Consider the following 13110-nt stretch of genomic DNA (forward strand, 5'->3'; position numbering starts at 1 on the left):
CCAAGTTATGACTTTTGTCAATAACTTGGGGGAATTTTTATTTGTATAATAGAATTTCTCAATTCGGTGAAGTGCTTACGTATAGGGGTTTTCCCAGTCATAGTAGTACATATCTACTAAATAATTAAGCTCTAGGGAAAAAAAAATATTAGGCTTCTTGCATAATTATCCAAACATAGGTGGATAGCTGTTATAGATACCTACTTACAATCTCTAAAAAATTCAGGAGCAACTTTCATGAATACATTAATCGGCGGTCCAGGTAATGACTTTCTAGCAGGAGACAACAATGACGATAACCTGATCGGGGGTGCTGGCAATGACACCTTACTAGGTTTGGGTGGCAATGACCTTCTTGATGGGGGTGCTGGCAATGACACCCTGGCAGGGGCTGCTGGGGAAGATTTACTTGATGGCAGAGCTGGCAATGATTTATTAAGCGGTGGTGATGGTATTGATCTTCTAGATGGTGGTGAAGGCAATGATACCCTGATTGGCGATCGCGGTGATGACAATATCAATGGCGCAGATGGTGATGACCGACTGATTTGGAATAACGGTGATGGCAGCGATATCATGGAAGGGGGTGCTGGCTTTGATGTAGTAGAAGTCAATGGCGCAAATGGTGCCGGAGATGACTTTGCCCTCAACCCCTTTGGCCCCAGGGTACGCTTTGAGCGGTTGAATCTCGGTCAGTTCAACCTGAATGTCAATGATGTAGAACGGTTTGAGATTAATGGTCTTGGGGGTGATGACACCTTAACTGTTAATGACTTGTCCGGTACTGATGTAGAGCTGGTAGTCTTTAACGGCGGTGATGGTAATGACTTCCTGGACGGAACCAATGCTGTCTTACCCTTGGTTGGTATTGGTGGTAATGGCAACGACACCCTGATTGGCGGGGCTGGTGATGACAACCTCAGGGGTGATGCTGGCAATGATAGCCTGGTTGGCGGAGCTGGTGATGATAACCTAATTGGAGATGCCGGGAATGACACTCTGATTGGAGGTGATGGCGATGACAATCTGGTTGGTGGAGATGGTGATGATGTCCTAATCAGTGGCAACGGTATTACTACCTTTACGTTTGACAGTGGAGCAGCTTTCAATTCAAGGGATTTGGGTCTCGATAGCATTACTAACTTTATCGGAGGTCAAGACCGAATTAGTCTGGAACAGGACACCTTCACTGCGCTCACTGGTACGTCCAGTGGGGGCTTAGCTAGCAGTGAATGGGCGGTTGTATCTGATAATAGCCAGGTCGCAAGTAGTGGTGCTTTGATTGTCTACAACAGCGAAACCGGCGATCTATTCTACAACCAGAATGGCAGTGCAGCTGGTCTGGGAAGCGGAGCTCAGTTTGCTACAATCGACACCAGCACCTCGGTAGATTTCAGTGACTTTGAGATAGTGTAAGTTAATCAAAAGTTAACTTATTAACTTATCTAGTCGTTTTTTGTTAAAGGTTGACTCTTGACAGTCAACCTTTAACCTTTAACCTTTAACCTTCAACATTCAACCTTTAACATTCAACCTTCAACCTACCCTACGGTAACGCCAAAAGCGAACAACCTTCAATAGTCAACAGTCAGCTAAATGCTAACCCGGAATCAGAACTAGATTCAATCAACTCATTGCCACAATCTATCCAGGCTCAGGTATTTCCTAGCCCCCAGTTATCCAAGTCTTCTGGTATACCGACTTAGTTAAAAATGTCAAAGGTGCTGGTCGCAACGATACCATTATTGGTGATAACAACAGTAATCAACTTACTGGTGGTGCCAGGAGTGACGAGATTACTGGTGGGGATGGTAATGATACCATCGTAGGTGTAGATCCCACCAGTAACAATCCAGGTGTTAATGAAATTGATATCTTAACCGGAGGAGCTGGTGCTGATATATTTGTGATTGGAGATCAGAACAATGCTTACTATGTTGGGCAAGGATTGTTTGGTTTGAATGATTACGCTGTAATTACGGATTTCCAATCTGGTACGGATAAAATTCAACTCAAGCAAGGCATCAACTATACCTTTTCAGACAACTTTATTGCTATCAATTCTACTTCGGGCATTGACGTTATTGCTATAGTTGCTGATGCCTATAACCAAGGGGATCTGATCTTTGTATAACGACTAGTACACCGTCTCGGAAATAACTGACTAGTTAAAATCTCCTTGATCTGGCCGGTTTCCCCCTGTTCTTCCTCTCCGTTAAACTGAGTACTCGAACCATTGTGATTAATCCTAGGGTGGGCAGTGCCTAGCAACGGGCTTTGCCCAGCTTGGTGAATCTGTCTGGTACACTGCCCACCCTACATGAACTGATTGAACAAGTAGGTAGTATGATTCAATTTGCATGTCACCCCTCAGACCCTTTAGGTACCCTCAAGGGTACCCTTTAGGTACCCTCAAGGGTACTGTCAAACCGTAATCTTATCCGAGATAGTATGAATAGTCTAATTGAATCGGCATGGCTGAATTAAGGAATGAATAGGAGTAGGGTTGGCATCCTGCCCATTCCACAAAACTCTTAAAATCATTCCATTATTAAGCAACGCCCTTATAGATAGCTACTCACAATCTCTAAAAAATTCAGGAGCAACTTTCATGAATACATTAATCGGCGGTCCAGGTAATGACTTTCTACAAGGAGACAACAATGACGATAACCTGATCGGGCTTGCTGGCAATGACACCTTACTAGGTTTGGGTGGCAATGACCTTCTTGATGGGGGGGCTGGCAATGACACCCTGGCAGGGGGTGCTGGCGAAGATTTACTTGATGGCAGAGCTGGCAATGATTTATTAAGCGGTGGTGATGGTATTGATCTTCTAGATGGTGGTCAAGGCAATGATACCCTGATTGGCGATCGCGGTGATGACAATATCAATGGCGGAGATGGTGATGACCGACTGATTTGGAATAACGGTGATGGCAGCGATATCATGGAAGGGGGTGCTGGCTTTGATGTGGTAGAAGTCAATGGCGCAAATGGTGCCGGAGATAACTTTGCCCTCAACCCCTTTGGCCCCAGGGTACGCTTTGAGCGGTTGAATCTCGGTCAGTTCAACCTGAATGTCAATGATGTAGAACAGTTTGAGATTAATGGTCTTGGGGGTGATGACACCTTAACTGTTAATGACTTGTCCGGTACTGATGTAGAGCTGGTAGTCTTTAACGGCGGTGATGGTAATGACCTTCTCGATGGAACCAATGCTGTCTTACCCTTGGTTGGTATTGGTGGTAATGGCAACGACACCCTGATTGGCGGGGCTGGCGATGACAACCTCAGGGGTGATGCTGGCAATGATAGCCTGGTTGGCGGAGCTGGTGATGATAACCTAATTGGAGATGCCGGGAATGATACTCTGATTGGAGGTGATGGCGATGACAATCTGGTTGGTGGAGATGGTGATGATGTCCTAATCAGTGGCAACGGTATTACTACCTTTACTTTTGACAGTGGAGCAGCTTTCAATTCAAGCGATTTGGGTCTCGATAGCATTCTTAACTTTATCGGAGGTCAAGACCGAATTAGTCTGGAACAGGACACGTTCACTGCGCTCACTGGTACGTCCAGTGGGGGCTTAGCTAGCAGTGAATGGGCGGTTGTATCCAGTAATAGCCAGGTCGCAAGTAGTGGTGCTTTGATTGTCTACAACAGCGAAACCGGCGATCTATTCTACAACCAGAATGGCAGTGCAGGTGGTCTGGGAAGCGGAGCTCAGTTTGCTACAATCGACACCAGCACCTCGGTAGATTTCACAGACTTTGAGATAGTATAAGTTAATTAAAAGTTAACTTATATAGCATTTCTCAATTCGGTGAGGTACATTTTGGATTTTAGGGACTGAGGCCGTGGGCCACCCTACGCGAACGGAGCAGGGACTGAGGCCGTGGGCCACGCGGGGCGCCTTCGGAGCAGGGAGTAGGGACTAGGGAACAAATCCTGTGTACCTCACTGGTGATGAGAATTGCTATAGTCGTTTTTTGTTGAAGGTTGACAGTCTACCTTCAACCTTCAACCTTCAACCTTCAACCTTCAACCTTCAACCTTCAACCAACTTTCAACCTAACCTAGACCGAACCCCTACGGCAAACAACCTTCATGCTGATTAATCACCGTCCTAATTACAGGAATTATAGTAAAAAATGTTCGATTACTGTGGGAAATTTTTTCTATTAGTGAACGCCTTTCCAAGGACTGTAAAACTGAAATAAGTTGTGAATTATTGTCTAAGGTAATACTATGGCGCAATTGTTTAATATAAATGGGGGTAGGATTCCTAGCTAGATAGGCAATCACCTTCTTCTCTGACTCATCTAACCGATTCAATTGCTCGATTAACATTGCTCTCATTGGCTCAGGAACAATAACTTCCCCCCAACTTAAAAATTCCGATACACTACCAAAAAAAAAGTCTTTAATCGTTGTTACAGCAAGCTTTAACCCTAAAGGATTGCCTCGATAAAGTTTAATGAGTTCCATATCTTGCTCTTGTTCAGACAAACCATTAGCTGCTAATAGTTTCCGAGCATCTTCTGTTGGTAAACCGTTTAGGGTTAATGAACGAGTGGAATAGTTTTTTTTCTCAAGTAACTCCATTTGTAGCGGTGGTTCCCAACTGATTAGGAGCAAACAACTTTGGTGTCTTTCTTGTGCTACTCGTCTAAAAAGTTGACCATAATCCTCATATCCGCCTTGATACTGTCCAACTAAAGTGCCACGGCTTAAAATCTGTTCAGCATCATCGAGTATTACTAAACAGCGATGCTCTCGTAAACACTCTAGAAAATCAGACATCAGCAGGTTGATGTCTTCTGGTAACTCCGATGAATGGTGGTGAGACAGGAATGGAATCAGTTGTGTCAGCAGTTGCTTCAGAGGTTGGGCAGAGGATAGCGATCGCCAAATAATATAATCAAACTCCTCCTGAATCTCTCGTGCTAGCTTGGCAGCTAACGATGTTTTGCCAACGCCTACTATCCCAAGTATTGCTACCAATTGGCTTCCCTTAAGACTAATCCATTGCTTGAGGGTGTTCAGTTCCCTAGTGCGTCCATAGAATGCAGAAATCTGTGGTGCTTCACCCCAATCTTGGCACTGCTGAGGAGTTTTGTATCCAGCCGCTTCCAGCCATATAGAGATATCTCTCCAACTTTTTAGGGTGTTGGATTTCCGATTAGTTAAGGTTTCCACATATCGATACAAACCTTTAGTTAATTGAACGCTAAGTGAGCCACAACTCCAATGGAGAGCAGCAGCAATTTTTTTGGGAGGATAGCCACACAGCAAACCTCTTAAGCATGCTTTTTCCACTGGGGTCAATTTGATTTCCCTATTTGTAGCAATGTTTTTTTTATGAGCTAGTTCTATATACAACTTTTCTAAATTCCACAGCTTGGCTGCTTTGATAAACAGTTCATCTTCAAATCGATTGGTGTTAGATTTCATAGTAGGGAATCCTAATCAAGCTCACGAAATAGCTACCTATTAACTAATAAATTAACTAATCAATAAGGTAGCTATTGGGAGCGTTTACTAGATATATTTGCAAAACGTAGATGTCCCCGATGCTGATAACTATACTGTTTGAAAAAATCAGTTTTTGTTACATCTCTACGTAAGCAAATTACCCGGATTAATATCCCTAAATTGGTAATGCTAAATTGGGAGGATTTTTAAGCTAAGTTAATATTACCATTTGATACATAGGTAATTATCAGGTAAATTCGGTTTGATTTAGGTTGAATTTAATTTAATTCTTAAACTAAACACCCCCGATAACCGATTGACTGATAACTCTAGTTTACTTTATTTGAGAAAATTTGACAGTACCCATTATGGGTACCATAGCAGTTCTCAATTGGGTGAGGTACCTAGCCCTTGGGGTTTATGGGAGTCGGGAGTCGGGAGTCGGGAGTCGGGAGTATAGCGGTTTTCAATTGGGCAAGGTACACAATTGTGGGATTTTAGGGAACAGGGAACAGGGAACAGGGAACAGGGAAGAGAGAAGAGGGAATAGGGAATTTCGGAATAGGGACAAAATCCTGTATACCTCATAAGTATGGAAAACGCTATAGGGGTAATAAAATTAAATGTACCTCATACGTAGGATTAACGCTATATATTTGTTTTTATTCGAGCTGGTGATGCCAAGTAACAAGTAAGCTGGTATTCATTTAAATTTTATTGTTCTGACAGCAGGGGAGCAGGGGAGAGGGTTTTACGGTTTTTTTTATAACTGAATAATACCCAATTTAAATGCGCAACAGCTTAACAATTAACAATTATTAATTGTTTATTTATAATTAATTAATGACTATAGCGATTTTCATAGTAATTAGCTACACACACCTATTTTTTCCCTGTTCCTTTCGAGTGCATCTCAGTTTTGAAATTAGACAAAAATTCAGGCTAAAATTCCCGCGCCCCCGCCCCACACTCCCCGCGCCCCCGCCCCACACTTGCGATATTTTTTACAAATATGAGATGCACCCGTTCCTTTCCCTGTTCCCTGTTCCCTGTTCCCTGTTCCCTTTGCTAAGGCTATACTCCTTGACCTAATCCTAACACCTAATCAACTGCTAATGACCATTAGGTATTTTATAGCTGCTGCGATCGCTAAGGTGGATTCATACCAAAAACAAGAGAAAATTAAGAATGGCTACGTTAGTAACTGAAACTGAGAAGTTATCCAACCTAATTCCGGAATCAGAACTAGATTTAATCAAGTCACTGCCACAATCTATTCAGGATCAGTTAGTTCCTAGCCCCGATTTATCTAAGTCTGCTGGTACACCGATTCAGTTAAATTTGACCCAGATACAACAGTTAGTTCCCAATGATTCAGGCTTACAAAGCTTATCCTCGAAACCTATAATCTCAGGGCCTTTTAACTTTATTATTGGTACTCCCAATCCTGACTTTTTAGTGGGTAGTAACAACAACGATTTCATTTTAGGACGTGGCGGAAATGACATTATTATAGCACTCGGTGGCAATGACCTTGTGTTTGCTGAAGAGGGAAATGACATTGTTATCGCTGGCTCAGGTAACGATTTTGTGTCTGGCGGCTCAGGTAACGATTTTGTGTTTGGCAGTTCTGGTAATGATATCTTGGATGGTGGCTCTGGTAATGACTCCCTATTCGGCGGAACTGGCAAAAACCATTTCATTGGCAGTAGTGGTAATGATGTCCTGGATGGAGAGGAAGGTAACGATACCGTCGATTACACTGGTCTCGGTCGAGCCATTACTCTTTTACCCACGGGAATCGTTAACAAAAGTGGTCTTGGTCAGGATGAGCTGATCCGAGTGGAGACGATTATTGGGGATGCCGGTCAAGCTAATACAATTGATGCGTCTTCTGCTGGTAGTGGTGCCTCTGTGAACGTAAATCTGCAACAGAACAGTTTACAGATTAATGTTGTTAATGGTCCCGTTCTGAATCGCACTGTCCAAAACTTTGTGAATGTCAAGGGTGCTGGTCGCAACGATACCATTATTGGTGATAACAACAGTAATCAACTTACTGGTGGTGCCGGAAGTGACGAGATTACTGGTGGCGGTGGTAATGATACCATCGTAGGTGTCGATCCCAACAGTAAAAAGCCAGGTGTTAATGAAATTGATATCTTAACGGGAGGAGCTGGTGCTGATAAATTTGTGATTGGAGATAGCAAGAATCCTTACTATGTCGGTGGAAAAGGATTTTTGGGTCTGAATGATTACGCTCTACTTAAGGATTTCCAATCCGGTACGGATAAAATCCAACTCAAAAAAGCTAACTATATCTTTGGATCAAACTTTATCGCTCTTAATAACGGCTTATCTTCTTCTGAGAAAAGTCTTGCTTCAGTGGAACAGATTGCTAATGATATTGCTGGAGGTAAGAGTTTAGGTGTTGAATCTCAGCTCACCATAGGGGATAGTTTGGACTCTGTTCAGATCGTGCCTAATTTTAGCTTTGACATTGTTGCTATTGTGTCTGGTGGCTATAACCAAGGGGATCTGATCTTTGTATAAGGATTAGTACAGGGTGGGAGAAATAACTGACTAGTTAAAATCTCCTTGGTTCGTTCCCTGTTCTGTGTCTTAATCCGTTGGTGGGCAGTGCCTAGTAATGCTATGGCTTGGTGAATGGGTCTGGTTCACTGCCCACCCTACATCAACTGTGATTAATCGTTTGGTGGGCAGTGCCTAGCAATGCTATGGCTTGGTGAATCGGTCTGGTTTACTGCCCACCCTACATCAATTGTGATTAATCGTTTGGTGGGCAGTGCTTAGCAATGGGCTATGGCTTGGTGAATCGGTATGGTTCACTGCCCACCCTACATCAACTGTGATTAATCGTTTGGTGGGCAGTGCCTAGCAATGGGATTTGGCTTGGTGAATCGGTATGGTTCACTGCCCACCCTACATCGATTGTGATTAATCGTTTGGTGGGCAGTGCTTAGCAATGGGCTATGGCTTGGTGAATCGGTATGGTTCACTGCCCACCCTACATCTACATCAACTGTGATTAATCGTTTGGTGGGCAGTGCCTAGCAATGGGATTTGGCTTGGTGAATCGGTATGGTTCACTGCCCACCCTACATCGATTGTGATTAATCGTTTGGTGGGCAGTGCTTAGGAATGCGATCGCTAGCTTGGTGAATCGGTATGGTTCACTGCCCACCCTACATCAACTGTGATTAATCCGCTTGGTGGGCAGTGCCGAGCAATGCTATCACCAGTTTGGTGAATCGGTCTGGTTTACTGCCCACCCTACATCAATTGTGATTAATCGTTTGGTGGGCAGTGCTTAGGAATGCTATCGCCAGCTTGGTGAATCGGTCTGGTTCACTGCCCACCCTACATCAACTGTGATTAATCGTTTGGTGGGTAGTGCCGAGCAATGCTATCACCAGTTTGGTGAATCGGTCTGGTTTACTGCCCACCCTACATGAACTTCATAATTTATCTACATGAACTTCATAATTTATCCTTCATAATTCATCTATAATTCATATCTCATCCTTCACAATTTATCCTTAATTAAGATTTTATAATTAATCCTTTATAGGACTTGATTTTATCCAGTAAATGAATTACTATTCTATTCAGAGGACGAAAAAAGATAAATGGGTGGCAAGTGGAATTCTGCCCCTATCGGTAAGATAGCTGTTTTGGCGTTATTCAAGGTGCCCTTACTTGCCTAGTTTGTGGTTTCCAGAATAAACACGGTGCTTAACACTCCCTAGGGTTTTGGGTTATCCCAAAACTCGATTATAGGTATGGGTAACTTCAAATGGGAGCCTATAGAGTTAATCACAAATAATCTCCAGGATTATAGATAGGTGGAGTGTGCAAATTTTCGTTCCCAAGTAAACGAATTATTCACAGGACAAACCCATCTAAATTATAGAATCCTTACTCATCAAAGATTTCAAAATTCATCAGGATAAATACTTATCCTATGAATTCCAGATCCAGTAGGCATTCCAAAATAAGATAGGTTTACCCTGGGGTGATGGCAGCCAAGAACCCTTAATGGTCTTAATGGGAGTTTGACATTTTTGTTTGGGCTCCTTTGGATCTCCCCCATGAGCGACTACTACTGCTGAAAACCTTTCTAGGCAAGGGGAAAAGGTAAATTTCCTAAAGATTCTTGGGGTGCATCTCATTTTTACGGTTTTATCCGGTGGTGCGTTACGGGGTGGGCTATTTCAATGGTGGCGAAGAGGCAGAAAATCAGGGCGAGCCCACCCCTAACGCACCCTACGCAAAATTTACAAAAGTGAGATACACCCGATTCTTGAAAGGGATGCAGTCGGCCAAAGGGGAGGCAGTTTGGAGTTTAAGATTTTGTCAAAGTCTGAGTAATCAACTGCTGATGACCATTAGGTATGGTCTAGGTGCTGCGATCGCTAGATTAGCTACATCCAAAAACAAGAGTAAATTCACCATGGCTACGTTAATAGATACAATTGAGAGCTTACCATCCGGCCTAATTCCAGAATCAGAACTAGAGTCAATCAACTCACTGCCACAATCTATCCAGGATCAGGAAGTTCCTAGCCCCCAGTTACCTAATCCTTCTGTTCCAGCGATTTTGTTCAGTACTACCCAGATACAAGGGTTTGTTTCCAATGAGTCAGACGTAGAAACATCATCGTTGGAAAATCAAATCTCACAGCCTTTTCAGTTGATTCTTGGTACTCCCAATATTGACTTGTTACTGGGTAGTGCCAACAACGATTTAATCCTGGGACTTGAGGGAGATGACATCATTATAGGACTCGGTGGCAATGACCTTCTCTTTGGTCAAGAGGGAAATGACACTATTATCGGCGGCTCAGGTAACGATTTTCTGTTTGGGGGCTCAGATAACGATTTTCTGTCTGGGGACTCAGGTAACGACTCTCTGTTTGGCGAATCAGGTAACGACTCTCTGTTTGGCGGCTCTGGTAACGACTCTCTGTCTGGGGGCTCAGGTAACGACTCTCTGTCTGGGGGCTCTGGTAATGACTCTCTGTCTGGGGACTCAGGTAACGACTCTCTGTTTGGGGGCTTAGGTAATGACTCTCTATCTGGTGGCGATGGTAATGATAGGATCGTAGGTGTCGATCCCACCAGTAACAATCCAGGTGTTAATGAAATTGATATCTTAACCGGAGGAGCTGGTGCTGATACATTTGTGATTGGAGATCAGAACAATGCTTACTATGTTGGGCAAGGATTGTTTGGTTTCAATGATTACGCTGTAATTACGGATTTCCAATCTGGTACGGATAAAATTCAACTCAAGTCAGGCATCAACTATACCTTTTCAGACAACTTTATTGCTATCAATTCTACTTCGGGCCTTGACGTTATTGCTATTGTGTCTGGTGGCTATAACCAAGGGGATCTGATCTTTGTATAACGACTAGTACACCGTGGGAGAAATAACTGACTAGTTAAAATCTCCTTGATCTGGTTCGTTTCCTGTTTTTTCGATCTTTTAATCCGGTTGGTGGGCAGTGCCTAGTAATGCTATGGCTTGGTGAATCGGTCTGGTTCACTGCCCACCCTACATAAACCTGAGTGGGATAGGGGATGCGTGGGAATGCGATCGCTAGCTTGGTGAATCGGTCTGGTTCACTGCGGACCCGACATCAACTGTGATTAATCCGTTGGTGGGCAGTGCTTAACCATGGACTTTGCCTTGGTGAATCGGTCTGGTTCACTGCCCACCCTACATCCGTGATTAACTTATTACCCATTACCCATTACCTACCCAAGGATTTTCTTAAGAAATTTCATAGTGATTAAATAGGTTGGCTTGACACCTGTTGTTCCCAATCCCCCGGAAGCTAAGGTGCTGCCAGTCAACAAAGGGTTATCAGAAGCATAGTAAGCATAACGCAGCTTTACCTTCTCATCAATACTCTTTCGGATCATAGAAGCAGCTTGAATTGCCTTTTGTAAGTGTGCCCCTTCCATCTCCAAGCCAATCACATTCCAAGATGAACTTTTGAAGTAAGCTAAAATATCAGAGTTTTGCAAAGAAGTTCCCATTACTGTCACCAACGCTCCTTCATAAATGGGGATACCATCATCTTGAAAATCCTCACTATTCAGCTCATTAACAAAAGGATAATTATCGGCTGTACCCTCAAAAATATGTGCCGTTGGTAGCATTAAATCTCCCTTTTGTCCCACCAATATTCCTGCTTTTCCCATTACCGAAATCGATTTTACATTAAGTTTTTTGGATTGCCCACCGGTTTGATAAGGTTTGAGTAATTCATCCATAATCTCAAACGCTTGTTCCCCAAAGGCATAATCCATGACTAAAATAACTGGCTTTTCTTCTTCAATTATGTTATGATTAATTGGTAATTCAGGGGATAGCAAAGGGAGGGGTAACATAGCAGTGTCAAAAATCTGTACATGGATATTTGTTCCAGCTCGGTCGGCCAGATAAAACATCCCGTTTTGCAAGGCAAACTCCCTAACTTCTTGGTTTAGGTGGGCGTTTTCTGGCAAACTTAACTCACGGGCAATTTCCTCAATTTTTTTGTCCTGTCCCAAGGTGTGTTTCAGTGCTGATGGCGCAAATAAGCAATTCATCACGCTATGCAAATTCGCACTAATAATATGGAGTGGGCGCTCCCATAAATTGTTTTCTAACACAAAGCCTTTAACATCACTTGCCCACTGCGCCCCGTGGATATGATGTCCAATCCGCTCCCGCAGTGTGGAACTGAAAGTAATTTTGCGATCGCGTTGGGATTGGACTTCTTCCATCGCCACTCGACCCAGCCAATAAATAATATCAAATAGACCATTATTATCAGAGCTGCCCTGAGCCAGGCGATGGTAAGCGTGTCTCGTTTCTTCAAAGGTACGTCCTAAAAGAGTACTTAAGTAAGAAAAGGCTCGATGCTGGATTTCAAGGTCTTCTGACACCAAGGACTTAGGATTATCAGGGGATTGTTGACCTGTAACCATTTCTTCGAGCTTTATCCACTCTCGTGTCGGTTGACCTTCCTCCAGAGCATGGTCTCTAATTTTATTAGCTTCGATATAAATAAAAGTCAGATGGGTAAGAATGTCATAAATCTCGCTACGCCCTCGGGTAATTTCGATCAGCATTGTTTCTTGATCAATCCGGTAGCAATTACGGCGACGTTTAGCAGGAACAATAGTCTCAAATCCTGATTGACTGTACCCTTCTGCTGCTACCAGTTTCACAAAACGACACATTTCAATTCCGCAGGGTAAGCGATCGATAACATAAACTAGACCATTCAATTCCACTTTCTGTGGGTCAGCAATGGAGCCATAAATTTCTGGTTGCAAAGTTAGCAACGCTTGCCTCAACGCTGCACCAGAAGCACCCCCCGGCTTGTAGTATCCTCGGATAAATAGATGTCGCATGATCACGTAAATCCGTTCGATAGCAGCCCGAGATTCTTGAGCGCGAGTTCTTGGCGGAACCGGAATAGTCATAGAAAGGCACTGTTACGATTGCTAGGAATGATATCAAGTATAGTTGGGTCAATTACCAATTACCAATTACCAATTACCCATTACTTAATAGACCTCTTGCAAAAGTATTTTTCTGATAGTGTT

Annotated in this window: 11 protein-coding genes and 1 pseudogene; 7 read left to right on the forward strand and 5 right to left on the reverse strand. The window is 43.3% G+C overall.

Features of this window, described 5'->3' with window-relative positions:
* Window positions 1–237: 237 nt before the first annotated feature.
* The 5 genes and pseudogenes from F6J90_RS14100 to F6J90_RS14115 all read left to right on the forward strand — a co-directional run bounded on the left by F6J90_RS14100 (window position 238) and on the right by F6J90_RS14115 (window position 4124).
* Window positions 238–1416: a calcium-binding protein gene (locus F6J90_RS14100; RefSeq protein ID WP_293094284.1), complete on the forward strand. Its 1179-nt coding sequence runs from the start codon at window positions 238–240 to the stop codon at window positions 1414–1416.
* Window positions 1417–1744: 328 nt separating this feature from the next.
* Window positions 1745–1819, forward strand: a pseudogene (locus F6J90_RS43580) (hypothetical protein); the annotation flags it as partial.
* Between the two features lie 87 nt (window positions 1820–1906).
* Entirely contained in the window at window positions 1907–2134 is a 228-nt protein-coding gene (locus F6J90_RS14105) for a hypothetical protein (RefSeq protein ID WP_293094286.1), read from the forward strand.
* Window positions 2135–2611: 477 nt separating this feature from the next.
* Window positions 2612–3790, forward strand: coding sequence for a calcium-binding protein (locus F6J90_RS14110; RefSeq protein WP_293094289.1), 1179 nt, complete (start codon window positions 2612–2614; stop codon window positions 3788–3790).
* Between the two features lie 166 nt (window positions 3791–3956).
* On the forward strand, window positions 3957–4124 hold the full coding sequence (locus F6J90_RS14115) for a hypothetical protein (RefSeq protein WP_293094291.1): 168 nt from the start codon (window positions 3957–3959) through the stop codon (window positions 4122–4124).
* Here F6J90_RS14115 and F6J90_RS14120 read toward each other — a convergent pair.
* Window positions 4096–5460 carry an NB-ARC domain-containing protein gene (locus tag F6J90_RS14120; protein WP_293094293.1) on the reverse strand — a complete coding sequence of 455 codons (1365 nt, stop codon included), beginning with the start codon at window positions 5458–5460 and terminating at the stop codon, window positions 4096–4098. The two genes, F6J90_RS14115 and F6J90_RS14120, sit on opposite strands and share 29 nt — an antisense overlap.
* Before the next feature lie 408 nt (window positions 5461–5868).
* Window positions 5869–6069 carry a hypothetical protein gene (locus F6J90_RS14125; protein ID WP_293094295.1) on the reverse strand — a complete coding sequence of 67 codons (201 nt, stop codon included), beginning with the start codon at window positions 6067–6069 and terminating at the stop codon, window positions 5869–5871.
* A 600-nt stretch (window positions 6070–6669) separates the two neighbouring features.
* Between F6J90_RS14125 and F6J90_RS14130 the strand changes: the two genes are divergently transcribed.
* Complete coding sequence (locus F6J90_RS14130) at window positions 6670–8034, forward strand: calcium-binding protein (protein ID WP_293094297.1); 1365 nt, start codon at window positions 6670–6672, stop codon at window positions 8032–8034.
* Between the two features lie 496 nt (window positions 8035–8530).
* Here F6J90_RS14130 and F6J90_RS14135 read toward each other — a convergent pair whose 3' ends face one another.
* A complete protein-coding gene (locus F6J90_RS14135) occupies window positions 8531–8686 on the reverse strand; it encodes a hypothetical protein (protein ID WP_293094299.1) in 156 nt (51 codons plus the stop codon).
* Window positions 8687–9464: 778 nt separating this feature from the next.
* Window positions 9465–9674 carry a hypothetical protein gene (locus F6J90_RS14140; protein WP_293094301.1) on the reverse strand — a complete coding sequence of 70 codons (210 nt, stop codon included), beginning with the start codon at window positions 9672–9674 and terminating at the stop codon, window positions 9465–9467.
* A gap of 113 nt (window positions 9675–9787) precedes the next feature.
* On the opposite strand from F6J90_RS14140, the gene F6J90_RS14145 reads away from it, so the two are divergent.
* Window positions 9788–10915: a calcium-binding protein gene (locus tag F6J90_RS14145; RefSeq protein ID WP_293094303.1), complete on the forward strand. Its 1128-nt coding sequence runs from the start codon at window positions 9788–9790 to the stop codon at window positions 10913–10915.
* Window positions 10916–11265: 350 nt separating this feature from the next.
* On the opposite strand, the gene F6J90_RS14150 is transcribed toward F6J90_RS14145, so the two are convergent.
* A complete protein-coding gene (locus F6J90_RS14150) occupies window positions 11266–12987 on the reverse strand; it encodes a hypothetical protein (RefSeq protein ID WP_293094305.1) in 1722 nt (573 codons plus the stop codon).
* Window positions 12988–13110: the final 123 nt, after the last annotated feature.

Source organism: Moorena sp. SIOASIH, from assembly GCF_010671925.1.
In the GTDB taxonomy this organism is placed as follows: Bacteria; Cyanobacteriota; Cyanobacteriia; order Cyanobacteriales; family Coleofasciculaceae; genus Moorena.